The 25,338-nt window shown below is 43.2% G+C and carries 28 protein-coding genes and 3 tRNA genes; 11 read left to right on the top strand and 20 right to left on the bottom strand.

What is annotated here, in order from left to right; translation table 11 throughout:
• Positions 1 to 14: 14 nt before the first annotated feature.
• The 3 genes from SULKU_RS00535 to glmM form a co-directional block, all read right to left on the bottom strand.
• A tRNA-Val gene (locus SULKU_RS00535) sits at positions 15 to 90 on the bottom strand.
• Positions 91 to 142: 52 nt separating this feature from the next.
• The gene (gene lspA / locus SULKU_RS00530; RefSeq protein ID WP_013458971.1) at positions 143 to 586 is read right to left on the bottom strand and encodes a signal peptidase II; all 444 of its coding nucleotides are present in this window, start codon (positions 584 to 586) and stop codon (positions 143 to 145) included.
• Positions 579 to 1,919 (bottom strand): phosphoglucosamine mutase, encoded by a 1,341-nt coding sequence (gene glmM, locus SULKU_RS00525; RefSeq protein WP_013458970.1) that lies wholly within the window; start codon positions 1,917 to 1,919, stop codon positions 579 to 581. Before glmM ends, lspA begins: the two co-directional genes overlap by 8 nt.
• Positions 1,920 to 2,045: 126 nt before the next feature.
• Here glmM and rpsT point away from each other — a divergent pair, with 126 nt between their 5' ends.
• Together rpsT and prfA are read left to right on the top strand one after the other, a co-directional pair.
• Positions 2,046 to 2,312 (top strand): 30S ribosomal protein S20, encoded by a 267-nt coding sequence (rpsT, locus tag SULKU_RS00520; protein ID WP_013458969.1) that lies wholly within the window; start codon positions 2,046 to 2,048, stop codon positions 2,310 to 2,312.
• 67 nt (positions 2,313 to 2,379) lie between these two features.
• Positions 2,380 to 3,447, top strand: coding sequence for a peptide chain release factor 1 (prfA, locus tag SULKU_RS00515; RefSeq protein ID WP_013458968.1), 1,068 nt, complete (start codon positions 2,380 to 2,382; stop codon positions 3,445 to 3,447).
• A gap of 265 nt (positions 3,448 to 3,712) precedes the next feature.
• Here prfA and dapF read toward each other — a convergent pair whose 3' ends face one another.
• From dapF to SULKU_RS00500, 3 genes are read right to left on the bottom strand one after another with little or no spacing between them, the layout of a single operon-like run.
• A complete protein-coding gene (gene dapF / locus SULKU_RS00510; RefSeq protein ID WP_013458967.1) occupies positions 3,713 to 4,462 on the bottom strand; it encodes a diaminopimelate epimerase in 750 nt (249 codons plus the stop codon).
• Positions 4,463 to 4,492: 30 nt separating this feature from the next.
• On the bottom strand, positions 4,493 to 5,098 hold the full coding sequence (coaE, locus tag SULKU_RS00505) for a dephospho-CoA kinase (protein ID WP_013458966.1): 606 nt from the start codon (positions 5,096 to 5,098) through the stop codon (positions 4,493 to 4,495).
• Entirely contained in the window at positions 5,098 to 5,652 is a 555-nt protein-coding gene (locus tag SULKU_RS00500) for a class I SAM-dependent methyltransferase (protein ID WP_013458965.1), read from the bottom strand. The genes coaE and SULKU_RS00500 overlap by 1 nt, the downstream gene beginning before the upstream one ends.
• 161 nt (positions 5,653 to 5,813) lie before the next feature.
• Here SULKU_RS00500 and SULKU_RS00495 point away from each other — a divergent pair, with 161 nt between their 5' ends.
• The 3 genes from SULKU_RS00495 to SULKU_RS00485 all read left to right on the top strand — a co-directional run bounded on the left by SULKU_RS00495 (position 5,814) and on the right by SULKU_RS00485 (position 7,682).
• Positions 5,814 to 6,017, top strand: coding sequence for a hypothetical protein (locus SULKU_RS00495; RefSeq protein ID WP_013458964.1), 204 nt, complete (start codon positions 5,814 to 5,816; stop codon positions 6,015 to 6,017).
• 144 nt (positions 6,018 to 6,161) lie between these two features.
• On the top strand, positions 6,162 to 7,157 hold the full coding sequence (gene purM, locus SULKU_RS00490) for a phosphoribosylformylglycinamidine cyclo-ligase (protein ID WP_013458963.1): 996 nt from the start codon (positions 6,162 to 6,164) through the stop codon (positions 7,155 to 7,157).
• Between the two features lie 81 nt (positions 7,158 to 7,238).
• Positions 7,239 to 7,682, top strand: a complete 444-nt coding sequence (locus SULKU_RS00485; RefSeq protein ID WP_013458962.1) for a heme-binding domain-containing protein — start codon at positions 7,239 to 7,241, stop codon at positions 7,680 to 7,682.
• A gap of 26 nt (positions 7,683 to 7,708) precedes the next feature.
• Here the strand turns inward: SULKU_RS00485 and SULKU_RS00480 are convergent, their stop codons facing one another.
• The gene (locus SULKU_RS00480; protein ID WP_013458961.1) at positions 7,709 to 8,809 is read right to left on the bottom strand and encodes a deoxyguanosinetriphosphate triphosphohydrolase; all 1,101 of its coding nucleotides are present in this window, start codon (positions 8,807 to 8,809) and stop codon (positions 7,709 to 7,711) included.
• A gap of 230 nt (positions 8,810 to 9,039) precedes the next feature.
• Between SULKU_RS00480 and SULKU_RS00475 the strand changes: the two genes are divergently transcribed.
• Positions 9,040 to 9,127, top strand: a tRNA-Ser gene (locus SULKU_RS00475).
• Positions 9,128 to 9,178: 51 nt separating this feature from the next.
• Here the strand turns inward: SULKU_RS00475 and SULKU_RS00470 are convergent.
• The 4 genes from SULKU_RS00470 to SULKU_RS00455 form a co-directional block, all read right to left on the bottom strand.
• Complete coding sequence (locus tag SULKU_RS00470; RefSeq protein WP_041666700.1) at positions 9,179 to 10,114, bottom strand: tyrosine-type recombinase/integrase; 936 nt, start codon at positions 10,112 to 10,114, stop codon at positions 9,179 to 9,181.
• Positions 10,077 to 10,514, bottom strand: coding sequence for a helix-turn-helix domain-containing protein (locus SULKU_RS00465; protein ID WP_013458959.1), 438 nt, complete (start codon positions 10,512 to 10,514; stop codon positions 10,077 to 10,079). The genes SULKU_RS00470 and SULKU_RS00465 overlap by 38 nt, the downstream gene beginning before the upstream one ends.
• The gene (locus SULKU_RS00460) at positions 10,502 to 11,914 is read right to left on the bottom strand and encodes a hypothetical protein (RefSeq protein ID WP_013458958.1); all 1,413 of its coding nucleotides are present in this window, start codon (positions 11,912 to 11,914) and stop codon (positions 10,502 to 10,504) included. The genes SULKU_RS00465 and SULKU_RS00460 overlap by 13 nt, the downstream gene beginning before the upstream one ends.
• 593 nt (positions 11,915 to 12,507) lie before the next feature.
• Entirely contained in the window at positions 12,508 to 14,037 is a 1,530-nt protein-coding gene (locus SULKU_RS00455) for a diguanylate cyclase domain-containing protein (protein ID WP_013458957.1), read from the bottom strand.
• Between the two features lie 351 nt (positions 14,038 to 14,388).
• Between SULKU_RS00455 and SULKU_RS00450 the strand changes: the two genes are divergently transcribed.
• Positions 14,389 to 15,009 carry a phosphatase PAP2 family protein gene (locus SULKU_RS00450; protein ID WP_013458956.1) on the top strand — a complete coding sequence of 207 codons (621 nt, stop codon included), beginning with the start codon at positions 14,389 to 14,391 and terminating at the stop codon, positions 15,007 to 15,009.
• A gap of 29 nt (positions 15,010 to 15,038) precedes the next feature.
• Here SULKU_RS00450 and SULKU_RS00445 read toward each other — a convergent pair whose 3' ends face one another.
• Together SULKU_RS00445 and SULKU_RS00440 are read right to left on the bottom strand one after the other, a co-directional pair.
• A complete protein-coding gene (locus SULKU_RS00445) occupies positions 15,039 to 15,968 on the bottom strand; it encodes a hypothetical protein (protein ID WP_013458955.1) in 930 nt (309 codons plus the stop codon).
• Between the two features lie 108 nt (positions 15,969 to 16,076).
• Positions 16,077 to 17,327: an MgtC/SapB family protein gene (locus SULKU_RS00440; protein WP_013458954.1), complete on the bottom strand. Its 1,251-nt coding sequence runs from the start codon at positions 17,325 to 17,327 to the stop codon at positions 16,077 to 16,079.
• A 172-nt stretch (positions 17,328 to 17,499) separates the two neighbouring features.
• On the opposite strand from SULKU_RS00440, the gene SULKU_RS00435 reads away from it, so the two are divergent.
• Positions 17,500 to 17,868 (top strand): hypothetical protein, encoded by a 369-nt coding sequence (locus SULKU_RS00435; RefSeq protein WP_151174208.1) that lies wholly within the window; start codon positions 17,500 to 17,502, stop codon positions 17,866 to 17,868.
• A gap of 3 nt (positions 17,869 to 17,871) precedes the next feature.
• Here the strand turns inward: SULKU_RS00435 and SULKU_RS00430 are convergent, their stop codons facing one another.
• The 3 genes from SULKU_RS00430 to SULKU_RS00420 form a co-directional block, all read right to left on the bottom strand.
• Positions 17,872 to 18,561, bottom strand: coding sequence for an energy transducer TonB (locus tag SULKU_RS00430; RefSeq protein ID WP_013458952.1), 690 nt, complete (start codon positions 18,559 to 18,561; stop codon positions 17,872 to 17,874).
• A gap of 15 nt (positions 18,562 to 18,576) precedes the next feature.
• Positions 18,577 to 19,101 carry a hypothetical protein gene (locus tag SULKU_RS00425; RefSeq protein WP_013458951.1) on the bottom strand — a complete coding sequence of 175 codons (525 nt, stop codon included), beginning with the start codon at positions 19,099 to 19,101 and terminating at the stop codon, positions 18,577 to 18,579.
• A gap of 81 nt (positions 19,102 to 19,182) precedes the next feature.
• Positions 19,183 to 19,258 (bottom strand) — tRNA-Ala (locus SULKU_RS00420).
• 107 nt (positions 19,259 to 19,365) lie between these two features.
• On the opposite strand from SULKU_RS00420, the gene SULKU_RS00415 reads away from it, so the two are divergent.
• Positions 19,366 to 19,989 carry a hypothetical protein gene (locus SULKU_RS00415; protein WP_013458950.1) on the top strand — a complete coding sequence of 208 codons (624 nt, stop codon included), beginning with the start codon at positions 19,366 to 19,368 and terminating at the stop codon, positions 19,987 to 19,989.
• Positions 19,990 to 19,993: 4 nt separating this feature from the next.
• Here the strand turns inward: SULKU_RS00415 and SULKU_RS00410 are convergent, their stop codons facing one another.
• Complete coding sequence (locus SULKU_RS00410; protein ID WP_013458949.1) at positions 19,994 to 20,419, bottom strand: hypothetical protein; 426 nt, start codon at positions 20,417 to 20,419, stop codon at positions 19,994 to 19,996.
• 138 nt (positions 20,420 to 20,557) lie between these two features.
• On the opposite strand from SULKU_RS00410, the gene SULKU_RS00405 reads away from it, so the two are divergent.
• Positions 20,558 to 21,349: an HDOD domain-containing protein gene (locus SULKU_RS00405; RefSeq protein ID WP_013458948.1), complete on the top strand. Its 792-nt coding sequence runs from the start codon at positions 20,558 to 20,560 to the stop codon at positions 21,347 to 21,349.
• 13 nt (positions 21,350 to 21,362) lie between these two features.
• Here the strand turns inward: SULKU_RS00405 and SULKU_RS00400 are convergent, their stop codons facing one another.
• A complete protein-coding gene (locus tag SULKU_RS00400) occupies positions 21,363 to 22,052 on the bottom strand; it encodes a sulfite exporter TauE/SafE family protein (protein ID WP_013458947.1) in 690 nt (229 codons plus the stop codon).
• Positions 22,053 to 22,175: 123 nt separating this feature from the next.
• Between SULKU_RS00400 and SULKU_RS00395 the strand changes: the two genes are divergently transcribed.
• Positions 22,176 to 22,439, top strand: a complete 264-nt coding sequence (locus SULKU_RS00395) for a cation transporter (RefSeq protein ID WP_013458946.1) — start codon at positions 22,176 to 22,178, stop codon at positions 22,437 to 22,439.
• A gap of 118 nt (positions 22,440 to 22,557) precedes the next feature.
• Here SULKU_RS00395 and SULKU_RS00390 read toward each other — a convergent pair whose 3' ends face one another.
• Complete coding sequence (locus tag SULKU_RS00390) at positions 22,558 to 23,529, bottom strand: argininosuccinate synthase domain-containing protein (RefSeq protein ID WP_013458945.1); 972 nt, start codon at positions 23,527 to 23,529, stop codon at positions 22,558 to 22,560.
• 148 nt (positions 23,530 to 23,677) lie between these two features.
• Entirely contained in the window at positions 23,678 to 25,321 is a 1,644-nt protein-coding gene (gene dnaG / locus SULKU_RS00385; protein WP_013458944.1) for a DNA primase, read from the bottom strand.
• Positions 25,322 to 25,338: the final 17 nt, after the last annotated feature.

The raw sequence follows: 25,338 nt of genomic DNA, 5'->3' as shown, positions 1-25,338 counted from the left end.
AAATTAAGGAGAAATGGTGGTCCCAACAGGACTCGAACCTGTGACCACTACCTTGTCGAGGTAGTGCTCTACCAACTGAGCTATAAGACCATCCTAAACTAATGCAAGGACGAAATTATAGCGCACAGAAGTTAAAAGTCACTTAACTTTTACACAACTTCGGACGAAAGTTTAATATCATCAGAGCGATCACGGCAATATCGATCATTACATCGGCGGCGTTAAAAACGGCAAAATTAAATCCGCAATGCCAATACACGTAATCAACCACCCCGCCGTGCATAAAACGATCGGCTACATTTGAAAGCCCTGCGCCCGCCATAATACCTACGGGAAGAAGGTAGCACGTTTTTTTGAGCCAAAGGGTATAGCCGATCACTCCGGCCAATAAAGCAAGCTGTATCCATTTCAATGCCCCTTCCAAAAATGCAAACATTGAAAAGGCAACCCCCTTATTAAAGACCAAAATCAGGTCAATACATGAGGTATAAAGTCTATATCCGTCCAAAAAAATTGATTTTATAGCTTGATCGATGAGAAAAACACTGCTCATCACCAACACTAAAACAATAATCGACCTAACCATTCAAGGCCTTCTCAAAAAAGCTCACAAGATGTTCCATCGATTTTTCCATTACCTTAGCATCTTTACCCTCTAACAAAATACGGAGTTTATTCTCCGTACCCGAATAGCGAATCAAATGACGCATATGTGCACTCTCTATTTTAGCAAGCTCTTCACTGAGCCCCTCAATCTGATCGAGCGGCTTTTTCGTTTTGACTTTGATATTGACCAATTTTTGCGGATAAAGTTTAAACGGACGGAGCACTTTACTTGCTTTTTGCCCCGATGTGAGAAGCAATGCCAAAATTTGAAGTGCGCTTACCAAACCGTCTCCCGTTTTGGCGTAATCATGTAAAATAATGTGACCGCTTTGCTCCCCGCCGAAGTTAATCCCGTTCTCACGCATCACTTCCAACACGTATTTATCCCCTACGTTTGAGCGGAAAAGTTTCAAGCCGTTCTCATTCATCGTATCTTCCAACGCCTGATTACTCATGACGGTTGCTACGATTCCGCCCCCTTTAAGCTGCCCGTTTTTGTTTAAAAAGAGCCCCAATGAGCCTAATATCTGATCGCCGTCAACCTCGTCACCATTTTCATCCACAACAATAAGACGATCTGCATCCCCATCGAGTGCCAAACCGATATCCGCGCGGTACTGTTTCACCGCTTCACGCAAATCTTTGGTGTGCATTGCTCCACACCCCTCATTAATATTAAACCCGTTGGGTTTGTCATGCAGCACGATCACTTCGGCACCTAACTCTTCGAGCACCGTCGGCCCCACTTTGTACCCTGCCCCGTTGGCTGTATCCAAAACAATACGGAGCCCCTGAAGCGTCAATTCACGGCTGAATGAATTTTTCAGTTGAACAATGTATCGGCCGATAACGTCATCGATCCGTTTAGCCGAACCGATGTTTTTTCCCGTCACCTGTCCCTCTTCAAGACGAGCTTTATCGTGGGCAATCGCTTCAATCTGCGCTTCAATCTCTTCGGAAAGCTTGTTCCCGTGTGCATCGAAAAATTTGATTCCGTTGTCTTCAAAAGGGTTATGGCTCGCTGAAATCATAATCCCCGCATCACAGCGCATATTCAACGTCAAAAATGCGATTGCCGGAGTCGGCATCGGACCGATCTGTACGACATCATACCCCACAGCCGTCAGACCGCTTACAATCGCATTTTCGATCATATAGCCGCTTTTACGGGTATCTTTGCCCAGCAAAATCTTTTTGGTTCGTGCATGCTCGCTAAAGTAAATTCCTGCCGCCATCGCGACACGCATCGCCAATTCTGCCGTTAAAAATGAGCCCGCTTCACCGCGAACCCCATCCGTTCCAAAGAGTTTCATTGTTATTTATTTCCTTTTTACCATCATTTTTACTCTTTCGAGAGATAGTCCATAAAATTTAACTTAAATTTAATTATCTTTAAGGTAGTATTCTACCCTAAAAAAAATTCGACAAGGATAAATGCCATGGCAAACCATAAGTCAGCATTGAAACGTATCCGTCAGACGGAAAAGCGTACAGAACGCAACCGATTCTATCGCACACGTATTAAAAACATTGTTAAAGCAGTCCGCGCTGCAGTAGATGCAGGAAATAAAGAAGAAGCACAAGCTGCTCTTGTTATTGCCAACGCTAACCTTCACAAATATGTCAGCAAAGGCATTTTGAAAAAAGAGACTGCTGCTCGTAAAGTTAGCCGTCTTCACCTCGCTGTTAACGCAATCGCAGCATAAGTTTTGCCCCTAGGGCAAAATTCCCTTCTGTATTTTTCCCAAAACGCCTCTCTTTAGGACTATCATCATGTTATCCGACAAACTCACCCCGTTTATCAACCGTTACAACGAACTAACCGAACTTCTCAGTTCTCCCGATATCGGCAATGACATCAAAAGAATGACCGAACTCTCAAAAGAGCAATCTTCCATCCAAGCCATTGTAAATAAAGCGACTGAGTACAAAAAACTCCTCGAAGATATCGAAGAGAACAAATCACTTGCTTTTGATGCGGAACTCGGCGAACTGGCCAAAGAGGAACTTAGAACACTAGAACCGATGGTAGAACCTCTGGAAGAGGAGATTAAAAAACTCCTCATTCCGGCCGATCCGAATGATAAACGAAACATTTATATCGAGCTTAGAGCCGGTACGGGCGGAGACGAAGCGGCCATTTTTGTCGGTGATTTGTTCAATGCCTATGTCCGTTATGCCGATGTCAAGGGATGGAAAATCGAACTGATGAGTTCCAGCCCATCCGATGCGGGAGGATACAAAGAGATCATTGCCCTCATCAAAGGGGAGCAGGTTTACTCACGGCTCAAGTACGAGGCGGGAACGCACCGCGTACAGCGTGTCCCTGCAACCGAGTCTCAGGGACGTGTTCATACTTCCGCGATCACCGTTGCCGTCATGCCTGAAGTCGATGACGTCGAGGTGACTATCAATGAAAATGATCTTAAAATCGATGTTATGCGTTCCTCCGGATCGGGAGGACAAAGCGTCAATACGACCGATTCGGCGGTACGAATCACCCACCTTCCTACCGGCATCGTCGTCACCAATCAGGACGAAAAATCGCAGCATAAAAACAAAGACAAAGCGATGAAAATCCTCAAAGCCCGTATCTACGAGATGCAGATGGAAGAGGCAAAAGTCAAAGAGATGAGTGAACGTAAAGAGCAGGTAGGAACCGGGGATCGATCAGGGCGTATCCGTACCTACAACTATCCGCAAAACCGTATCTCCGACCACCGTATCAACCTCACCCTTTACCGTCTCGATGAGATTATGCAGGGGGGATTGATGGATGATATTATCGAGCCGTTGATTGCTGATGCGCAGGCGCAGATAATGGAGAGAGCGGGCTTATAATTTTTTCTATGTACTTTTCTGTTTAGTCAGAAAAGTACCAAAAGAGCATACCGTAATCCAAGGACGCACGTTCCTCTCGGCACTACTGCCTTCGGAACGGCTCTTTGTATTGGATTACGGGAATTTTATAAAAACAATATTGCCCTCACACCATACCAAGAGCAAGGTCGCGTGCGTCTAACCGCAAACGCGTACCGCCAGCGTTTTGGTGTGAGGGTGATTTTCTTTTGTTTCTTTTCTTATGAAAAAGAAAAGAAAGTAAGTATTAATTTCTCCAAGTGGTTTCAAAAACCCCTTTTACTTCCCCTTTGAAAGTAATCACACCCTCTTCAAATCCCAAATAGAGTGTCTCTCCGCTTTTTGGAAATACTTTCGTATTTTCGTCTACGAGTCTCTCTTGTACCGCTCGATAAAAACTCGCCGCCATCCCCGTTCCGCAGGCCAATGTCTCATCCTCGACACCCCGCTCATACGTTCGCACCCGAAGCGTTCCGTCAAGATTGATGCTCGCGATATTGACATTGGCATTGTAGCGATGGCGAAGGGTTCGCGCCAAATCGATATTGAAATGTTCGATGTCAGCATCAAAGGTGATCAAATGAGGAACTCCCGTATCGATAAGCCACCATTTCATTCCGCTCTCGACAATCTCCTGATTGACGATTACGGGAGGGGTAAGGTCGCTTTGAACCATATCTCCCTCAACGTGCGCTTTAATGACCCCGGCCCCCGTCAAAAATGCCATGGATGACGGAGCCAATCCGAAACGGTGGGCATAGTGGGCACACGCACGGCTTCCGTTTCCGCACATCGAAGCGGTGGAACCGTCGGCATTGTAAAACTCCCACTCAAAATCATGGCTTTCATGCGGCACCAAAACAATCAATCCGTCCGCACCGATGCCGTTTTGGCGATCGCATAAAATACGGGCCAATTGGGAACGATCGGCTTTTTCAAAGGCATGAAAGATGACAAAGTCGTTGCCGCTTGCACAGTATTTAGCGATTTGAAGCATGGGTATCCTTTGGATAAATAATTAAAGTAATTATACCTTAGGAGCGGGGTAGAGTGCTTTAATCGACTCCACAAACTGTTCACACTCACACTGTAAATGTTTGAGATTGGAGGAGTTGTCAATCACCCACGTTGCGCGCTTTTTCTTCTCCTCGATATCCATCTGACTCTCGATTCGGCGAAGCGACTCTTCCTCGGAAAAACCGTTGCGCTTCATAAAACGCTCCAGCTGCAAAGCTTTGGGGGTATAAACGACCACAGAATTTTTGATCGGATACGATGCCGTCTCAAAGAAAAGGGGAATATCGATCAGGTAAGGGTATTTGAGGCGATCTTGTTTTTCGCTCTCCTCTTCGATGGCGGCGCGGATTTTCGGATGAAGAAAATTTTCCAGCTCTTTTTTCGCTTGCGCGTCGGCAAAAACTATTTTACCGAGAGAGGGACGGTCCACTTTGCCGTTTTTGACAAATTCGCTCCCGAACCGCTCACTGACCCATGCGCTGTTTTCATCCAATATCCGATGGGCAATCGTATCGGCATCGATAATACGAAGACCGTTTAGCCCTAATAACGAGGCAACGGTACTTTTCCCCGTCGCTATCCCTCCCGTCAATGCAATAGCATATTCAAACGCCATTAATTACGAATAATCCCGAGGTAATTTTTACGGATGTATTGCGGCATCGCGAATGCGGCAATGTGAATATCGCAGTTATAGTAGTGGTGCCCTTCCAGCAAGTCGCTTCGCTGCAAAATCAGGTCAGCTGTCGGATGGTACTCTTTGGAGCAGAGTAAAAGCGTTGAGCCGTCTTCCAAATGATAAGGCATTATAATTTTGAAATAGTTCCCCAAAATTTGCATCAACTTGGTATTAGCACTCACATCGTCCAAATCAGGGTGTTTTAATACCATCAGAGCGTCATCTTTTAAAATACGGTTTACATGGGCGAATACGGCGCTATCATCGCTCAGCGTATCCAAAAGTAACACATCGCTCTCTTTGTCGGCTCGGTCACGTAATGCGGTGAGAAGATTGTTTGCGTCCAAATACTCGGTGTCTACCTCGCGGTAACGCCCCATTTCTACTTTAATCAAATCGCTTTGATTGCTGATAATCATTACAGAACGGGGATTTTTATGGGTACACATGGCAACATGGGTCATCATTTCTGGATAAATAAATGTTTTCATTAAACGCTCTCTTCACATATATTCGGGAATTTTTCAGCGATTGTAACATGCAGAGATTAAAACGCATTGAATATTATGTTTCGTATGCAAAGATTAAAGAAACAAAGGAAAACATTTGTTATAATTTAGTCAAATTTATATCACAAATAAGGAATACTTCCATGTGTGCAGAAAAAATTCAACGTTTTTTGATGGCTATCGTATTAACGGTCGCACTGTTTCTTTTCGCAAGCAACCAAATCCTGTACGGAATGATCATTCAAACACTCGTTATTGTGATGGTTATCATTTGGGCTATCTTTGATTTCTGCCCTTCATTATGGGTATTCAAAAAAGTTTTTGGCAAATGCCCCCAAAAAGATTAATCCCCTAAATTTCCCCTAACCACTCTTTCGTTATAATTCTCATATTATTGAAAAACGCCCGGGGAAGTAATTCCTCAGGCTACGTTAACATTATGTTTCCTTCAGCAGGAAGCTCACGTTTTATATTTAAAGATGAGGAATTCCATGAGCCAAATCAGCTATAAAGATGCCGGTGTCGATATCGATGCGGGTAACAGTTTTGTCGAAAATATCAAACCACTCGTTAAATCGACGGCTATCCCCGGCGTATTAGGCGGTATCGGTTCGTTTGCGGGAGCGTTTGAACTCCCTAGCGGCTACCGTGAACCCGTAATGCTCGCTGCGACAGACGGTGTCGGAACAAAACTCAAACTCGCTATCGACTCAGGGATCCACAATACAGTCGGAATCGATTTGGTCGCAATGTGCGTCAACGATTTGATCTGTAATTTCGGGACCCCTTCATTTTTCCTCGATTACTATGCAACCGGGAAACTCGACGTCACTGCCGCAACGGCAGTCGTAAGCGGTATCGCGGAAGGGTGCCGCCAGGCGGAATGCGCACTCATCGGCGGAGAGACGGCAGAGATGCCGGGAATGTACCATAGCGATGATTACGATTTGGCAGGGTTTGCCGTCGGTATCGGTGAGAAAAGCGAACTCGACCGCTCTGACAAAGTGCAAGCGGGAGATATTTTGATCGCATTGCCGAGTTCCGGGCTCCATTCAAACGGATTCTCATTGGCGCGCAAAGTTTTGTTTGAGAAAATGGGGATGAAATTCGAGGATGAATTCGAAGGAAAACCCTTGATCGAAACCCTTTTGACCCCTACACGCATCTATGTCAAAACCTTCAAAGCGCTCAAAAACAAAATTCAAGCTCTTGCTCATATTACAGGCGGGGGAATCGTCGAAAATTTCCCTCGCGTCCTTCCGGAAGGACTGCGTGCGGTTATTACCGAATCATCGATCCGTGTCTTGCCGATTTTCGAACTAATCGGCCAACACGTCGAACGAGCTGAAATGTTCCGTGCATTCAATATGGGTGTCGGAATGATCCTCGTCGTGAAAGAAGCCGATGTTGCCGATGTGCTCGCTGCTACTGACGGCTATGTAATCGGTCATCTCGAAGAGGGCAAACGGGAAGCGGTTTTAGTCTAACCGCCCCATTCTCATTTCATTAACACAACTATCCGTATTTTATATTATCATTATCTATTAATTCCCTAATAAGGAGATCGAATGAATTTCAAAACTGTCTCCGTTGCCGTCATCGCAGCGGTTGTCGCCATTCAATTTATCCCTTATGGCAAAGATCATACCAATCCTCCGATTGTCAGCGAGCCACAGTGGGATTCTCCCCGAACCAAAGAGCTTTTTAATCGCGCCTGCGCCGACTGCCACTCCAATGAAACTGCGTATCCTTGGTACAGCAATATCGCACCTGTTTCATGGCTCATAGCACACGATATCGATGAGGGACGTGAACATTTTAATGTCTCGATGTGGGGTGCGCAAAAGAAAAATGAAGGTGAAGATGCCGCTAAAGAGGTACGCGAAGGGGAAATGCCGATATGGTTCTATACCATTCCACATCCTGAAGCTAAACTCAGCAGCAGTGAAAAACAAGAGCTGATCAGCGGTCTTGAAAAAACTTTCGGTAAAGAAGAAGAGGAAGAAAAATAAAGAGGGGATAAAACTCCTCCCTTCTGCTATCCTTCTCTTCCGTATAACTCATTATAGAGTTTCATTGCATAGCGGTCCGACATGCTCGCAATATAATCGCTGATAATACGATGCTTATTGCGTCGCTCGCACTGTTCAAGATAGTAATGCGGCAGCATCTTCGGTTCTTCCATCAAAGCATTAAAAAGTCCTATAATCGCCTGTTTTCCTGAAAACATTTTGCGCATAATCTGTTTGTGCTGGTAAAGCTCTTGAAATAGAATTTTTTTGAGTTTTTTAATTTGTGTTTCCAGCTCCGGTTCAAAACCGATAGGTATCTCTTCTGTGGCTGGAATAGCTGAAGCCAATACGCGGCTGTTATCGACCTTGTCATGTGAATATTCCAATAGTGAATACACAAGATGATTGATAAGATGGGAACTGAAGCGGTAACGGAACATTTCGTCCTCATCTTCATGTATCCCCTCCGCATAAACTTTTTGCAAAATCGTCTGAATCAATTCGCTCGATTTTAGGGTCTCAAAGGTAATAAGCCCCGAGGCGACGCCGTCATCAATATCATGACTGATATAGGCGATCTCATCGGCACGGTCAACAACCATCGCCTCGATACTGGGATGGGTATCAAGAGCAAATACCTCACGGATTGCGTTGGGTAAAAATGTTTTGTTATAGGGATAGGAGTGTTTTATAATCCCTTCCAAGGTTGCATACGTTAGATTCAATCCTAAAAATGCTTTATAACGCTGTTCCAGTTTGGTTACTACCCGGAAACTTTGAAAGTTATGTTCAAATCCGCTGACAAATCCCCGCTCTTTTAAACATTCATCAAGCGTATCCCCTCCGATGTGTCCGAAAGGGGTATGACCCAAATCGTGAGACAGGGCGATACTCTCGGCAAGCGATTCTTCCAGTCCTAGATGCGAAGCAATGGAACGGGCAATTTGGCTGACTTCGATACTGTGGGTGAGACGGGTTCGAAAAAAATCCCCTTGCGAGTTCAAAAAAACCTGTGTTTTGTATTCCAGACGACGAAAACTCCCCGAATGGATGATACGATCACGATCCCTCGCATAAGGGGAGCGGAAATCATCACTAATAGGATGGAAACGTTGATTTGGAAGCACGAGAACCCCTTAAAAATTATCTTTCACTATTATATCGCGACTCTTTACACAAAATTAACACTTCTTTTCTACAATGGTGTTTCGATTCTCCTTCGATAGTTTGACCGAACCCTTTCTCCTTCGTGGTTCGGGCGCTATATATCACCTCCTCTAAAACAACCCTAATGATCATTAAATGGTTTTACTGCCGATACTTAAGCTATCTTTGGTACAATTTCACTCTTTCTCATGGACATCTGGCCGAGTGGTCGAAGGCGCACGCCTGGAACGCGTGTATAGGGCAACCTATCTAGGGTTCAAATCCCTAGGTGTCCGCCATAAATTCCCCTATTTAGCGTACTTTCAGAGACTTGAAAAACTTCAGTGACACTATAGTGCCATACCTGCGACACCGTATATATCTATCGTCTTGTTAAATGGTTTTCTCTCAGCCGATATGTTTCTCGTATAACGTTCAAACAGCATTTGTGGTGTCGTATGTCCCAATATAGAAGCAATTTCATTAACACTGTACTGACCACTCATTAAAAGATTGGTTGCGCACGTATGGCGCATTTCATACATTCGCCGATGATCTAATTTACACTCTTTTAAAATACTTTTCCATTGGTTTGCACCAATGGTTTTGTAATCATAAAAGACTTCTCCATATTGATTGACAAACACATACTCTTTATCGCCACTCAGTTTTTTCTGAGCTTCCAAGAAAGGTACTAAAGTATCAATGATTGGAATGTAACGAATACTGCTTTGTGTTTTCGTTGTTCCCTCAACACCCTCTATCCGAGAAGCACAAACGTATATTTCCCGTTTTTTCAGATTGACGTTTTCCCATTTAAGGGCAACAATCTCACCGACGCGCATTCCCGTCATGAATCCTAACGCAAGATAGTTTTTAAACCATCCCTGCGCCGTGTCCAAGATGAGTTTAACCTCATAAGGCATAAATGGGACAACATGAGGTTTTTTCACCTTTAAACTATCCAGTGCATCTATAGGGTTTTTCCCGATCTCTTCATCATGGAGGGCTTTTTGAAAAATCCCTCGCAGAACAATTTGATATTCCTTGACTGTCTTTGCTGTAAAACGTTTTAAAAGATCATTTCGCCATTTCTCGACATTCGATACTTTTAACTCCCGAATCGGACTATCTCCGAACACTGGAAGTATTGAATGTTTTATGATGGACAAATAGCGTTCATGGGTTCGCGGGACAGTTGTCTGTCGCTTTGAGTCCATGAATAAATCAGCGTAATAGCTCACTGTTTTAAGACGCTCTTTTTTGAGTGTTACCTGCCCCGTCATTATCCCCATTTTTAATTGGGGAATGAGGTCTTTTTCGACCTTTTTGACGTTGCTTGCAGTCCACTCCAGTCCCGTGGATTTCCTGACTCTCGCTCCATTGACGAATAAGTCTATCCACACCCGATTGTTTTTTTTGAATACTGACATTGTTTGACTCCTTAGATTCCTCCCAAAGCCAAGTATCCAGACGCTCTTTTGCAAAAAGTATTTTACCTGCTTTGTCTGAATAATGTACTCCGAGAATAAATGTTTGATCGGCGATTTTATGGCGGATGGTATGGGGTGATAATCGCAAATATTCCCCTGCCTCTTCAACTGTCATGAGTGGGCGAACCGCTCCAATAATGAGGGCTTTGAGTTCGTCGAAATCTTCTTTGGTAATTAGCTCTATACTTGCCATAGCTCTAACTCCTTTTGCCCTGCTCTTCTGCGTTCTTTCTCTTCATTAACGGCTTGGGTATGTTTGACGATCAATGAGATATCTTGATCTTGATAGCTCAACTCCTGATGAAGTGCTTTTATAAGCAAGGATTCGAGTGTTATGAGTTCAGTATCGCTGATATATTCTAATGACTTAGGCAATATAGCAACCGCAGTATGGTTACGGGTGAGCAGGTATTTGCGCTGATCGGTTTGCAGTTCGATAGGGACAAACGGCTTGATAACTTTTTGAGCTTTCTTGGTGAGCCATAATCTCGATTCATGCAGTACGTCGCGTAACTCTTCATAATTGACGATCACCGAGTGTTCAGCATATTTTTGGGTGAGCAATCGGAACTCTTCGATAAAGTCATTAGCGTTCAACTCTTTGGGAGCATAGACAATCCGCTCTAACGGAATCTTTTTTTGATCTATGGCGTTGAACGTGTACGCTTGATCGAGATAATTCCATAATGGATGTGTAGGAGCCTTATAGAGTCTATTGGCTTCTATGTCTTTGAGAGTGATCGTTGCGGTATCGACAAGGCGTATTTGTTCCATCATTTTATGAAAGAGCATTTCGGCATTACCTAAGAGATCATCGAGGGTATTGATCTTGTATTGTTTGAGGAAATCCCTATGACATTCAAATTCAAAGTTCCAAAAAGGTTCTAGTACATTGATGCCTAACGGTTCGAGATAACTTTTTAAAAAATGGGTTTTCATGGAAGTGTGATCGATTTCCAAGGCTTTGTTATAGACACGGAGCCGTGCGGGAGGTTTACCGATATAAAGAGTCTCATATCCCTTTTTCTTTCCGATAATGCGTTCAAACTTACGTTTACGGGTAACGATGTGTTCAGGCTCTATAATGTTTCCCAAATCGTACTGGCAAAAGATATTCAGATCGGCGCGGGTTATGTAGTAGTTAGGCTTGCTGATCTCTTTTAAGATCGTACCGTTGATATAGTCAGCAAGGAATCGTAATCCAAGTGCATAGATTCCAATCCCTTGGAGCTGTACACGGATATCATGCACCCCTTGATTGGTATCGGGGTCTTTGAAGCCGACACGGAAAGCTCCCGCACGATCTGCAAAGAAATAAAACCCTTGATCTTTACCAAGATAGATGAATGCAATATCCGAGATCGTAATCGTTAATGAATCTTTGGGGACATATCCGCCGTTGGACTCTTTTGCCGATTCAACGACCGAGAAGATCGAATAATGGAAGAACTCTTTATAATCGGCATTGGACTCAATAAAGTAATATGCAGAATCGATTCCCGAAGCCGTCGGGAAATTATAAACCTCGATAGAGGCAACACCGTTTAACTCTTCTTGCTCCGTTCCTAATGGAGCATTAATAGAAGTATTCATTTTTTACCCTTTACAGGGTTCCTAAAGCCGCGAGTATTTATCTATTTTTTGTTTCTAAGGGGGTATTACTAAATACCCCCATATCATCCTAACGCCTCGATTGCCTTATCGAATCACAACGGGTTTAAAGCTCGTTGTTTCCCCCACGCATAAGCGTGGTGGTTTTAAAGCTTGCGCCGCCATTCCGCTATGCAGCGGCATAGCCGCAGGAATGCGGAACAAGGCGGCGAGCATTGGAAATTGACAATAGATAATTTAATTCGGTTCTTTTTCTGTGCTTAGTGTATGTATGAGTGCTATGTAGGCGTATGTGCGGCTATTTTTTTACTATATGTCATTCGGCGCTTCCTTTAGACTCAATTTCTTGAGAATCTTCACGCATCTTTTTAGGACTTCTTTATTTTTTATGCCTATTTATTGCCATTCTTGCGTTTCTGTTTGTTATTGCGTTCTTTGACCTTAAATGCAGTTCGTTGGAACCAAAATTTTAATGTACCCTTTTGATCGGGTCAGGAAAAGTTTAGCGGGTTTATAAAGATGTGTCAAGTTTATTATTGTTTAAAAGCTCATTTATATTGAACTGTCTTTATCCTCTAACACTTCCCCACTACAACTCGATTTCTCCCTTGTTCCTTTGCTTCATACATTGCAGCATCTGCATGAATTATTATCGTATCCGCTTTATGATGCTCATCGAATATAACCATCCCTATACTTGCAGAGATAGAATGTTTGATTTCTAGTTCTTCATTTATTGAAATACTAAATGGTTCATTAAGCACCGTGCGGAGTTTTTCAGCAATTTGTTTAGCATCTTCATAAACTTTTGTTGGTTCCATATGTGAAAGTATGACTAAAAACTCATCTCCCCCCATACGGGCAATGGTATCAATAGCACGGACAGTCATTCCAATTCGTTTTGATACTTGAATAAGCAATTCATCACCTATAGCATGTCCGTAGGAATCATTTAATGGTTTGAAGTTATCAAGATCAAGGTAAATAAGTGCTCCGTTTTTTTTATTTCTTCCTAACTCTGCCAATAAAAATTTTAATCGCTCCATCATCCCTCTGCGATTGAAAAGTCCTGTAAGAGGATCATGAGTAGCCAAATCAAATAATTCAGCAGATGTTTGGTTCAATTTTCTATTAATACGATAAACGATGATTAAAAGTATAAAAATAGTCGTACTGCTGATTGTCAATAATATAATCCAAAATTTATATTTATCCCAAACATCGACAAAGGTAAAATGTGGCGCTTTTTCATAAGGAGGAAGGCGCAATACACGTGCAAGTGAATCAATGTTTGCATAATCAGCTGGTATTGTAAACCCTTCAATAACCCCTCTTCCATTACTTTTTGCTTTATAGCTATATAACGCAAGTACAATTTTTTGTACCGTGGGTACAGGCAGATGCATAGATGTTGCTATTGCCCATTCTGGATAAAGCTCGGTCGATATTTTCAATGGAAAATAATGATAATGACGCTCATTAATAATAAAGAGTTTGGATTTATCCAGTTGTTTGTCTATGTTCATTTCTTCAATGATACCCGTACGCACAAATCCTGCGTCCGCTTTACCATTTATTACACTTTTAACAACTTCATTATGGTTAGATTCCTTATGAAGTACGGAATATTTGTTTAGATTTATCCCCAATTTCTCAAACTCATAATTTTGCGTTTGAAATCCACCTAAAAACTTTTTCCCAGGAATGGCGATGACTTTACCTTTTAAATCCTGAAGTGTTCGGATATCGTGACGGTCTGATCTAGTAATAATAACCCCTCCAAGATAAGGCGTCAGAAACTTATCATACTTTTTAACTTCTGTAACCATTGCACCAGTCACGTGTCCTTTGGCGTGGAGTGCTAAAAAGTGGGTAGGGTTGGTCGCAATAATATCGATTTTATCTTGCGATACTTGTTTTTCTAAATCTTGTTGAGAGAGAATTTTTAAAGTTATAGTAGTGTTAAGTTCTTTGGACAAATGGTCTACGACAGGTTGATACTCTTTGATAATTTTAGAAGGACTATGATAAGCAAAAACACCAAAAGTTAATGAATTAGCGCTAAAAAGATTAGTTGCTATAAGAAGAATAAATATTAAATGCATAAAACTCCATTTTTTGTCTGGAATAATTGTACAACTAAAAGATATATAAAAACTATTAAAGACAATGTGAGTACAGATTTCGGTGCCACTATAGTGACATAGGCAGAAGCTAAAATAAGCGAAGATTGTGCAAAAGAGACGTTGGAATCTTCGCGTTTAGTAAGGTTTGTTTATATTTTGTTAGGATTCAAATCCCTAGGTGTCCGCCATACAATCTCTATCAATATTCTTTCTAAAATCATTACCTGCTTTTGTGTATCTGCGTATTACTTTGTTACAGATTGATTACTCCACCTTTAGCCGTTTACTATGTACTATACTATTTTCAGAATTCTAAAAAAAGGATTTTCTGTGTCTGAGAATACATCAATGATTCGAACCTCACTTATTGTATTTTTGTGTGCAGCTTTTTCTTTCTTTTATATAGACCAAGTTTTAGCTCTCTATTTTCATAATTTTCATAATTCTTGGGTCATTGCTATTTTTAACTATATCACCAAACTGGGTGATTCTCTATACAGTTTAGCCCTTTTATCTATTCTTTTTCTCCTTTATCGTCGACAAAAACCCCTTTTTTCTCAAAAAATGTTGTATCTTTTTGCTACCGTAGTTCTAAGCGGCTTAATAGTGGATGTAATTAAAATCATTGTTTCCCGATTGCGTCCAAATATGTTATTCGAGCATGACATGTACGGTTTTGTGTGGTTTAAACTCGGATATGAATTTAACTCTTTGCCCTCTGGGCATTCTGCAACGGCATTTGCTTTATCTATCGGTCTATCATTGCTGTTCCCAAGGTATAAATATCTGTATATTCTTATTGGACTCTTGGTAGTCATGAGCAGAGTTATTCTAACTTGTCATTACCTGAGTGATATTCTCTTGGGAAGTCTCTTCGGTTGGCTTACGGCATTAATTATTTATCGAAAATATTTTACCCGTTCACTGATTCAATGCCCTGCTATGTCATAAAGCAAAAGAACAATAGCCGCCGTGCCCGTTTATACGGCGACATCGATTTCAAATATACCGTATGCTTCGCCGTTTTCTCCCACGGCTACAGAGGCTTTTTTATAGTGTGCGATGGGATCGTCAATGTCCCGTTTTAGGGTAAAATCCACATTTGTCGTCTGGAGGCTGATTGCTCCGATGCCGACTTCCTCAAGGGAAAGAAGACTCTCCGATCCTTCGGTTATTGTCCATACCCGCAGTTGTTTAAAAAAAGAATCGTTGCCGTCTATCCATCCGTTTTTATCTTCATCGTATGCGGAAAGCTCCATAAACCCCTTCCCGCTTTTAGGACCGAACAACTCCGAGCCTGAAGTGATCTTTCCGTCTTGATCCGCATCATAGGCAAGATATCCGGCTCTTCCGGTTAGATACGGGAGGCTCTGTTCTGATTCTCCGTTTAGGTTAAAGGCAAATGCATTGGATGAAAGAGGCTGTGTACCGTCCAAAGAAATAACCAACGGATCGGTGAGTATTTTGCCGTCTTGAATCCGTAAACGGAGCGATTCGGAGAAACTTTGCTCCCATTTGATAGAGAGGGAGAACGTTTTCATACTTCCATCTTCCAAAAGAACTTTTCCCTCTGCCGAAAAATTCATCGAATTGAGCTCTTCCTTATGATACTGATACTCCAGAATCGGCGAATTTTCTCGTGAGACTGACGCCGTGTTGGCAGTATCGGATACATTTGAATTTGAGTGAAAAGCGGTAAGCGAAATTTTCTGTCCTGTCAACGCTTCGAGCAAAAGTGCCATTATCCGTAATTTCGGATCGACCTCAGCCAACGGATCCTCTGCCGTACCCATACCATCTTCAATTTTTTGGAATGTCTGTACAGATGAAGCAAGGGACAATTTTTCTTCTTCACCTCGATAATGTAGAGAGACTGCACCTAGGGAAAGAGAATGAGTTGCGACCTTCATGATAACTCCCTGTTTTTATTGAACAATATCGGCAAAAAAGGGAATCAGGTGTACAGCACAATAATCATCGAACGATTCGTGTACATGTTCTGTGTAACAGAAAAGTCTTTAATACATCAGCAGTGCCGTCAATGCAAATGCGCCGATTGAAATCAGATAATAGGTAATTACCAGCCGAAAAAGCCCGATTTTCCCGAAAAAAAGAACCAATGCCGCTTTAGCAAAGGTATTGCTGATAATGGCGATAAGAATCGCATGGTGTGCCGTAGAGGGGTTTAACCCGTTCTTTGCCAACGAAGAGAGCGAGAGGATAATCGCATCAACATCGGCAATCCCCGAAACCAACGCAACCGCATAGACGCCCATGTCTCCGATATAGCGGTTTGAGAGTGATATAAGAGCCAGCGTAGCACCGAAAACCAACCCCATGACGAGGGCTTCTTTGAGATCAAACGGATTTTTAAATTCAATATTCTGAGATATATTTTCACGCTTTGACGTAAAATAGAGCATAGCGATATAGCCATATCCCGCCAACGTCCCTATAGCGATAGGGATGATAAAAGTCTGTACCAGCGCCGGATTGATGACCCATATCTCGATCCCTGCACGTAAAAGCATCACCGATGAAGCCAGAGCAATCCCCATAGCCAGATTTTTAGCCAAGAAACCGTTTTCATGAACCCGACGGGCCATACTCATGGCGACAGCGGTAGAGGAAACCAATCCGCCGAAAAGGCCGGCAGCACTGATGCCGTGGGTAGACCCTAAAATTCTAATCGCGATATAGCCAAAAAAAGAGATACCCGCAACCAATACCACCATAATCCATATTCGATACAAATTGATCAATCCCATCGGATCAATTGCCCGGTCAGGAAGGATCGGAAGAATAACAAACGTCATGAGCATAAATAAAATCGCGGCACTGAGGTCCTGTTTGGTAATAGTCTTTTCGTATTCCTGGATTTTCTCTTTTAAATTGAGGACAAACAGTACGATCATCGTGATAAACGCGGCAAGCAGAGGAAGGGTAAAATGCAGCATCGCCCCGATCACAAAGGTGACAAGTGCCGTAAATTCGGTTGTTGTCCCTTTTTCGGATGCGGATAAACTATTGACGATATACGCTGCGATAAGCAATAAGCCCGAAAGCCCTGCCGCTATTAAGAAAAAATAAGGGATAAAAGCACTGAACCAGGCGGAAAGATAGCCGAAAAAAGCAATCATAGAGAATGTACGGGCCCCTCCGAAATCTTTTGCTTTATGCAAATAGATGGTATGCATTTCACGTTGCAACCCGATCAAAAATCCCAAAACCAATGAGAGGATACTATTTTGTATAAATAACGAATCCATTTCATACCCCTCTACTCAATTTTTTCTATTATAGCGTTTCGTAGTGCAGAAATGGCTATTTCTTTCTCTTAAACATTTCAAAATCCAACCCTACTTCACCCATATTTAGCTACAATACTTACCATATCAATCCAAGAGAAGCCCAATGATTACAGCAAATTTAGTATTAACAATGATAGGACTGCTATTTCTTCTCATCGGGTTGGTCGCCCTTTATGTTTGGATCGGCAAAAGCAAAACACATGCCGTCTTGACCCCGACAACCATTGAAACATTCGAGTCTCTTAGCGAAATTATTAAAAACAGATCATCAAGTTCCAGAGAGTTGCATCATGCCGTTGATATGATCTTGAAGCGTTTTGGAAGCATTAATGCGCATACGATAAATCAATATCAATATCTGCTTGAGGCACTCTGCGTTCATCCCCATACCGATTCCAAACTCATACTCCGATTTGAAAAAACCCTCCGGACAAACAATCCCGACTATTCCAATGTGATTGAGAAGTCTCTTGCTTCAGGGCTTGCTAAAAGAGGATAAGCCTTACCGAAGCTTATACGCGATCGGGACGCTGATTCGGACAGTTTTTGACGGTTTTGGAAATTCGGAGGCCGAACTGATTATCAGATTTTTAGCGGCTTCATCAAGCAGATCAAATCCGGAACTTTTGGTGATTGAGATTTGACTCACTTCGCGATCTGGTTCGAACGTAAAGGTGACGGTAGCCTCTCCTTCTTGTTTTAACCGCAATGCATTTTTAGGATAGGTGAGCCTTTCCATCAAAATAGAACGAATCCTTCCCAAATTTTCCTCTTCATAACGTTCTTGCTGTTTTTGGGCAGGCGGAACCGCTTTTATTGCCTGGGGCTGAATCGGTTGTTCGGTAACCCTTGCCGGAGGGACGCTCGAAACATTCGGGGCAAGCGGAGCCGTTTGTACCGGTGTATTCATGAACGGTTTGCTTTGCTCGGTAACTGTTTTTTTGGGCTGAGGCACCGGACGGGCCTCCGGCGGTTTAACAGCAGGCAAAGGGACTTTCGGCTGCACTGGCGGCTGCGGTTTTGCGACAGGTTCGGGAAATTTTGGCGCAGGAGTTTGCGTCAGAAGGTTCAGAACCATCTTCTCCTCTGCAGCCGGTGTATTTTTGCGTACGGCGCTGAGAGTTCCGATCATCAGCGCGGCCAGCGAAAGATGGATCCCTACCGAAATAAAAAAAGAGTTGGCGCTTCGCACGTGTTCCAAAGAATATTAGAGTTTCACTTCAACTTTGGCTGATGATCGGAGCGCATCGGTTGTTTTATTCATTTGTGCTTTGAATTTTTCTACTTTGATAAATTGTAAAATCTCTTTTTTCACTTGTTCAAAAGAGAGTTTTTTATCCCCTTGCTTCATTTTGTCGCCGTTGGCATCATAAAAAGCCTTTGCCTCTTTCTCTGTTACGGTTATTTTATTCATTTGCTGTTTCATCCACATATCGACAGCCAAATCATCTTTAATTGCCGCATATTGGGCTTTAAAAGCAGGAGTATTTTGAAGTCCGCTTTTTAAGACTTGATCTTTGACCAACATTTGGTTGATAAGCTGATCGACCACTTGGCGCTTCATTTTCGGGTCAAGTTTTTCAAAACTCATTCCCGGAATTGCTTTGGCCATAAATGCGTTAGCGTCACTCGACGTGATCGCTTTGCCGTTTACGGTCGCAAGAGTTGCGGGCGCTGCCAAAGCAAGTGTAGAACTTAATACAAGTGAAGCAAGTGCATATGAAAGTTTCATAAGGTTCCTTTTGGAAAATGTTAAAGCCATTATAGTGTGTGTTTAATACGAAAAGGTTAATAGTTGAAAGAAAAAAGCAGATGGTGGACCCTAGCGGGATCGAACCGCTGACCTCGTCGCTGCCAGCGACGCGCTCTCCCAGCTGAGCTAAGGGCCCAAAATTATTTGGAGCGCCATTATACGATTAGGGCTCTTAAAAGTCAATGAATATAAAAAAAGGGGATATAAATAAAGTTTTATTCGCATAGTGTCGATATAGACAACATGAAAAAGTTAGCCCTTATTATGATGTTCAGTGTCACCAGCGTAGTGTTGAATGCGGAGGAATATACGATTCAAACGATCAGTACTCTTAAAGAGAGTTCGATCACTCCCGCTTTTGAAAAAAAAGTTGAGAAAACTTCCCTCCATGCAACAAAGAAAAAAGAGGGTGAATGTAATATTGTGACGGTAGGCAGCTATAAAAGCGTCAAAGAGGCACATGTTGATCTTAAAAAAGCCAAAGTAATTGCCAAAGACGCATTTATCCGCCCTATAGCAAGAACAACCCCGAAAGTGTGCGAAACACATACTGCTACCGCAAAAGTGCCTTCAAAGGAGAAAAAAGGAGAAAAAGCAGTATCTTCTGTCCAAGCTATTACAGCTACAAAAGAAGAAGCAATTGCTGCCGTACATGAAGCGGTTACACCATCAACCGTAGCGACAGCCGACGCTCATACGGGTACTATTATGCCGTCACAGACAACCAAAGAAATCCAAACGCCTAACAATAGCCCTGTTTTTGTTTATGATCGTAATCTTGCCCGAAAAAGCGATATCCAAGAAGCGATAGAATACTATAAAAGATCACCCTATTATTCTTTTAAACCGGTTCTAAGCCTCCGCTGATATATCACCAAACTTCACGATTTTCAGCACTGTAGAGACAGTCTAAATCGATATTGAGAAGCTTTTTTGCTTCGGCATGAAGTGCCTCAAACAGTTCCGCAGGATTCTCTCCGTCAACCGGATAGCATACTGCAGCCGAAGGAATGGGGCGATCAAATATCTCTTCAATCATTTTTTTGACGATTCCGCATCCGTAACGGTCCGTATAAGGCATTACAAAAAAATAATAATGTTCCCAATGAACAATTGAATCGGATGTTCGTAAAAGGCTCTGAAGATTTGATTCAACCAATGTTTTCGGAATATTTGAAAAGTCACAATATAAAAGTGTAAAACTCTCCGACCGATTTTCGTCCAACCGATCCGACAGACCGATATTGAGATCAAGCAGCGATGCGAAATTATAAAATGAAAACATTACTCCTGCCATGGTGACTCCTCAAAAAAAATGTTCAATTAGTATAGCGTTAATTTACTCAAACTAATCAACCTTTAAAACGACTCAGGGTACACTCCAATTTAGATGAGACGTAAGATACTCGAAATAAATTTTAGAGGAGTCCATTATATGCTTGAAGAGATAAAAAGCCTTCCGCCTTTACCGATTTCAGTTGTTCGGATTCAAGAAATCTGTATGAGCAACGATACGGATATTGATGAGCTCTCACGTGTGATCGAACATGATCCGATGCTTAGTGCCAATATCCTCAAATCGGTTAATTCGCCGTTGTATGGAATGAGTAAAGAGATTTCTTCTGTCCATCAGGCGGTAATGTTATTTGGAATTTCGATGATTCGGGGTTTTGCGGCAGCAAGCGCTATCAAAAAATCAATTATAATCGATCTGAGTTCCTATTCGGTGACCATTGACGATTTGACAAAAGTTTCTGCTCTTCAAACCGCCTTAGCGCGTGAATGGTATCGAAATGTTGACAAAAGTATGTTGCCGTTGCTCCAAAGCAGCGCTTTTTTAATGGAACTCGGCAAGCTTGTTGCATCGCTTAAAATCATTAGTTCAGGAAATTTGGCCGATTTTATAAGTGATATTGCCGAAGGCAAAAGTGTAGAAGAAACGGAACGAAAATATCTCGAGTCCAGCAGTTATGAAATTGCCGCAATCATGTTTGAACATTGGAATTTTGAGCCGGCCCTTATCGATGCGTTAAGAGAAATAACCGATCCTTCGACTCAAAATCCATATTCACGGGCCTTGAGAGCTATTACCCAAGCCGTCAACTTTCAAGAAATCTTTAGCGAGCAAAGCCTAAGTGCGGCATTAGCGACAATCGAAGAATTCGGTTTAAACAAAGATGCGTTTGAAGAGGCTGTCCTGACAGTGAAAGCGGCTCAAAAAGAGTAATCTCCAAGCGTCGTTAAATCGGTAAATTAAAAAAATAGGCCAATCCGTAATAGACGCTGTAAAGACCGTAAATGAGAATCGCCAATGCGGCGATACGATTCATTGTTTGGCGAAATGCGATCTCCTTAAAAAAGCTTACCGACTGCCCAAGTGCAAGAAGTGTCGGAACGGTCGCAAGTCCGAATGCCGCCATAATCAGCCCGCCGTCGATGATGGATGCTGAGGCAGCTGCTTTGGCAGCGAAGAAAAAGACAAATCCGCACGGGAAAAAGCCGTTCATTACCCCTAATGCGAAAAAGCTTCCGATACTTTTGCTTTTGATAAGTCGTGAAAAGAGAGTTTTGAAAAGAGGATTGCTTGAAAATCCCCGCTCCAATACATGAATGAGTTTGGATAAACCGAACATTCCCAATGCCGTAACAATCATGATGATTCCGGCAAAAATAAACAATGCTCCGTGCATCTCCATACTTAGCGCAAACAGTGATCCGATTGTTCCGAAGATCATTCCAAGCAGGACATAGGAGCTGACTCGCCCAATATTATAGGCACTATGGCGTATAAGCTGTGCACTACGGCTCATCGTCGCATCTATTTTTGTCGAACTGTATGCGACAATAAATCCTCCGCACATTCCGATGCAGTGACCGAAACTTCCTGCAAATGCGATGGAAATAATCAACCACCATTCGATGCCGTGCATAATCAAACCTTCATTCGTAAATATTAATAGTTTAAATGACTTGTGTTACAAGAGTGTTAAGACTTAACAGAAATTTAACAGTTCTATGAAACAATAGCATGAAATTATTTAAAGGATTCGGGAATGAAAAAAGTTCTTCTCACTTTGTGTGCATTAGTAGCGGTTGCTAGTGCCGATCAACTGGTCAATCTTAAAATTGACGGAATGATGTGTCCTGCTTGTGTTAAAAATGTAAAAGGCTCATTGGCGGATGTCAAAGGGGTTAAAGAATCGACTGTTTATCTTAAAGAGGGAAAAGCCGAAGTTAAAGCGGCTGATAGCACTAAAGCCGATAGCCTGTGCGATGCCGTTAAAAAAGCAGGCTACGGCTGTACAGTCACTAAATAATGTAACGCACTTTTCGGGCAATACCCAAAGGGCACACGAGCCCGTAAAGTGGCAGGGACAAATGCCCCTACAACCCCCTAAAGCTACCCATATCTTTCGGATATGGGAGAAAAATTGGTTAGATAAAATACTTCTGCGCATCGTTGCGGCTTAGGTCGCTAACGGCGGTTAGCTCTTCATCTCCAAACATCAACGTTTGCTCCCCCTCGAATCCCGCTTTGCAATAGGCTAACACCAGTTTTGCCGCTAACGTTTTATCATTATCCGTTGCAGTGCGTGATAGCATCGCATGAGGGCCTACAAGTTCGGTACGGATATGGATGAATTTGGAGTTTTCGATTGCCTCTAACACGGCGTTATCCTCCGCATTACGCCCGATGATAAGTTTTGCCCCTTCCGGAAGACGAAGCTGGCGACCGTATTTGAGGGTCGGGATATCTTCAACGCTGAAGGTATCGTGGGCAATAAAATCACGGATTTTATTGGAGAAGTTTTCATCGGTAAGGAGGCATCCCCCGCCCGGTGCTTCATAATCTTTGAGACCGAACTGTTCCGCCAGTTCCATTTGGCGTTCGCGGTTGCGTCCGTTGATATTTTCGAGCTTTTCACGATCCACCCATCCTTCGGTCTCGGGAATAGTCGGCGTTAGTGCTTTGGCACTGAGGGGACGGAGTAGCAGCCCTTCACAGTTGCTGAGATTGAGCACTTTTTGAAGAGATTCGCTGTTTTGGCTCATCGGACGTTGACCCAACACTTCGCCGCTGATTAGAAAGCTAGCCCCCCACTCTTCCATGACGCGTTTGGCCACTTCGAACATTTTGGCATGGCAGTCGATGCAGGGGTTGAAGTTTTTACCGTAGCCGTATTTCGGGGTAAAGAGAACTTCACGGATGTATTCGTCACGGATATCGACGCTTCGAAACTCGGCACCGATCTGTTCACACATGTTTTTCATGTGTGCCAGACGGTCTTTGGTCGAACCGAATCCCGTATTGATGTTGCAGGCGATCACCTCGATTCCCTGATCGATAATGAGTTTGGCCGCGAGTGTCGAATCGAGTCCGCCGCTGAATAAAGCGATTGCTTTCATGAAATTCCTTTTTTATACATCGTGTCAACGCAACATACAAAGAGCAAGGTCGCGCGCAGAAGTGCGAACGCGTACCGTCAGCGATTTGTTGCGGAGACAATTTTCTTTTGCTTACTTTTCTTGTTAAAAAGAAAAGTATGTATTTTGGTTATCCTAATGGTACGAGTTCGCCTCGTTTGAGCCGCTCAATTTTATCCCGATACTGACGAATCAAGTACGATTTTTGATCGAATGATACCGTATTTTGAGTTGTCACTTTTTTGAGTTCACGGTTATAATGGGCGCTCAAGAAAGTAATAAGTTCCGCTCTAAGCCCCTCATCTCCTTCAAACGTTCGAATTCGGTCATCCATCATCAAAGCACTTAATCTGGGATCATCATTCCGTCCCTGCAGAGCCGATTCAAATTCTTGCACATGATACTGCAGCAAAGAGGCATCGATAAAGTCAAGGAGCGTATCGGCAATATGGGGACGTTCCAAAAGCGTTTTTATAAAGCTTAGCTCCCAGATATCGTGGTGAGAAAAATTAATAGGCTGAGGTACTGTATTCTTTTTTTGTCCGATTTGAATAAGTGATGGGGAGATTCCCAGTTTCGAAGCGATAAAAGGGCGGTACTCTTCTTGAAGGAGCGGCGAGAGAGTTTTGAGAAAAGCGATATTTTCATGCAGCGCCGTCTCTTTGGCTTTAGGGTCTTGGAGATCGTAGGCGCTGATCATTTCGGTGATAACAAACTCGATAAAAGGGATCGGACGATGCAGGAGGGCATTGAGCTGCTCGATCTGCCCGCTTTTAATCATATCGGCGGGATCCAATCCCCCCTCAAACAATATGACACCGCCGTCAAAACCGGAAGTGCTGAGAAGTTTTGCCGCTTTGAAAGCTGCGGCACGTCCCGCTTTGTCCCCGTCATACGCCACATATACTTTCGGCTCCCCTTTGCGAAGAAGCGGCAAATGCTCGGCGGTGAGAGCGGTCCCAAGCGTTGCGACGGCGTGGGTGAACCCCGCCTGATGGAGCATAACGACATCGAGATACCCCTCGGTAACGATAATCTCCCGACGGCGGTAAATCGCTTCACGGGCCAGATGATAAGCATAAAGCAAGCGCGACTTATTGAAGATGGCACTTTGGGAGGAGTTGACGTATTTTGCCTGATGTCCCGTTATGGTACGTCCGCCGAATCCGACGATGGCTCCGCTGGTGGAGTGGATAGGGAATGTGATCCGTTCGATAAAACGGGCGAAAAGGCGTCCGTCGTCTCCGCGGCCGATAGCCCCCTGCTCGATCGCTTCGGCGGTCGGAAGTTTGCGCTGTTCCAAGAATCGGAGCGTTTCGGGTGATGTGGGTGCGTATCCGATTCCGAACCGCTCGATACTGGACGCATAAATACCCCGTTCATGCAGATATTCCTGTGCGGTGCGGTTTTGCTCCAACAATTTTTGATACCAGTCGTTGAGGCTTTCCAGAAGCGTTGAGCGTTTTTTTTGCTGAGCGTTATCGGTGTAATGGAGGGTGAAATTGGTGGAAGCGGCCAGTTTTTCGATCGCTTCGGGGTAATTGAGTTTCTCAAACTCCATGACGAATTTGATACTGTCGCCGTGTACGCCGCACCCGAAACAGTGATAGCTTTGGCGGGAGGGGTTGACGACGAAGCTGGGGGACTTCTCATCGTGAAACGGGCATGGAGCTTTAAAGCTGCTTCCGGCACGTTTGAGCTCGATGTACGAGCCGACGATATCGACAATATCAAGCCGGGCTTTGAGAGCCTCGATGGAGTCTTGGGTAATCATAAAGACATTTTAGCAAA

The sequence above is a fragment of the Sulfuricurvum kujiense DSM 16994 genome (genome assembly GCF_000183725.1).
Classification (GTDB): Bacteria; Campylobacterota; Campylobacteria; order Campylobacterales; family Sulfurimonadaceae; genus Sulfuricurvum; species Sulfuricurvum kujiense.
Note: the sequence above shows the minus strand (reverse complement) of the source record. Positions and strands in the feature narration are given on the sequence as shown.

What these genes read in the sequence shown, in the direction of transcription:
- lspA (WP_013458971.1), bottom strand. Translation starts at nt 586, where the DNA reads ATGGTTAGGTCGATTATTGTTTTAGTGTTGGTGATGAGCAGTGTTTTT.
- glmM (WP_013458970.1), bottom strand. Translation starts at nt 1,919, where the DNA reads ATGAAACTCTTTGGAACGGATGGGGTTCGCGGTGAAGCGGGCTCATTT.
- rpsT (WP_013458969.1), top strand. Translation starts at nt 2,046, where the DNA reads ATGGCAAACCATAAGTCAGCATTGAAACGTATCCGTCAGACGGAAAAG.
- prfA (WP_013458968.1), top strand. Translation starts at nt 2,380, where the DNA reads ATGTTATCCGACAAACTCACCCCGTTTATCAACCGTTACAACGAACTA.
- dapF (WP_013458967.1), bottom strand. Translation starts at nt 4,462, where the DNA reads ATGCTTCAAATCGCTAAATACTGTGCAAGCGGCAACGACTTTGTCATC.
- coaE (WP_013458966.1), bottom strand. Translation starts at nt 5,098, where the DNA reads ATGGCGTTTGAATATGCTATTGCATTGACGGGAGGGATAGCGACGGGG.
- SULKU_RS00500 (WP_013458965.1), bottom strand. Translation starts at nt 5,652, where the DNA reads ATGAAAACATTTATTTATCCAGAAATGATGACCCATGTTGCCATGTGT.
- SULKU_RS00495 (WP_013458964.1), top strand. Translation starts at nt 5,814, where the DNA reads ATGTGTGCAGAAAAAATTCAACGTTTTTTGATGGCTATCGTATTAACG.
- purM (WP_013458963.1), top strand. Translation starts at nt 6,162, where the DNA reads ATGAGCCAAATCAGCTATAAAGATGCCGGTGTCGATATCGATGCGGGT.
- SULKU_RS00485 (WP_013458962.1), top strand. Translation starts at nt 7,239, where the DNA reads ATGAATTTCAAAACTGTCTCCGTTGCCGTCATCGCAGCGGTTGTCGCC.
- SULKU_RS00470 (WP_041666700.1), bottom strand. Translation starts at nt 10,114, where the DNA reads ATGACGGGGCAGGTAACACTCAAAAAAGAGCGTCTTAAAACAGTGAGC.
- SULKU_RS00465 (WP_013458959.1), bottom strand. Translation starts at nt 10,514, where the DNA reads ATGGCAAGTATAGAGCTAATTACCAAAGAAGATTTCGACGAACTCAAA.
- SULKU_RS00460 (WP_013458958.1), bottom strand. Translation starts at nt 11,914, where the DNA reads ATGAATACTTCTATTAATGCTCCATTAGGAACGGAGCAAGAAGAGTTA.
- SULKU_RS00455 (WP_013458957.1), bottom strand. Translation starts at nt 14,037, where the DNA reads ATGCATTTAATATTTATTCTTCTTATAGCAACTAATCTTTTTAGCGCT.
- SULKU_RS00445 (WP_013458955.1), bottom strand. Translation starts at nt 15,968, where the DNA reads ATGAAGGTCGCAACTCATTCTCTTTCCCTAGGTGCAGTCTCTCTACAT.
- SULKU_RS00440 (WP_013458954.1), bottom strand. Translation starts at nt 17,327, where the DNA reads ATGGATTCGTTATTTATACAAAATAGTATCCTCTCATTGGTTTTGGGA.
- SULKU_RS00435 (WP_151174208.1), top strand. Translation starts at nt 17,500, where the DNA reads ATGATAGGACTGCTATTTCTTCTCATCGGGTTGGTCGCCCTTTATGTT.
- SULKU_RS00425 (WP_013458951.1), bottom strand. Translation starts at nt 19,101, where the DNA reads ATGAAACTTTCATATGCACTTGCTTCACTTGTATTAAGTTCTACACTT.
- SULKU_RS00415 (WP_013458950.1), top strand. Translation starts at nt 19,366, where the DNA reads ATGAAAAAGTTAGCCCTTATTATGATGTTCAGTGTCACCAGCGTAGTG.
- SULKU_RS00410 (WP_013458949.1), bottom strand. Translation starts at nt 20,419, where the DNA reads ATGGCAGGAGTAATGTTTTCATTTTATAATTTCGCATCGCTGCTTGAT.
- SULKU_RS00405 (WP_013458948.1), top strand. Translation starts at nt 20,558, where the DNA reads ATGCTTGAAGAGATAAAAAGCCTTCCGCCTTTACCGATTTCAGTTGTT.
- SULKU_RS00400 (WP_013458947.1), bottom strand. Translation starts at nt 22,052, where the DNA reads ATGCACGGCATCGAATGGTGGTTGATTATTTCCATCGCATTTGCAGGA.
- SULKU_RS00395 (WP_013458946.1), top strand. Translation starts at nt 22,176, where the DNA reads ATGAAAAAAGTTCTTCTCACTTTGTGTGCATTAGTAGCGGTTGCTAGT.
- SULKU_RS00390 (WP_013458945.1), bottom strand. Translation starts at nt 23,529, where the DNA reads ATGAAAGCAATCGCTTTATTCAGCGGCGGACTCGATTCGACACTCGCG.
- dnaG (WP_013458944.1), bottom strand. Translation starts at nt 25,321, where the DNA reads ATGATTACCCAAGACTCCATCGAGGCTCTCAAAGCCCGGCTTGATATT.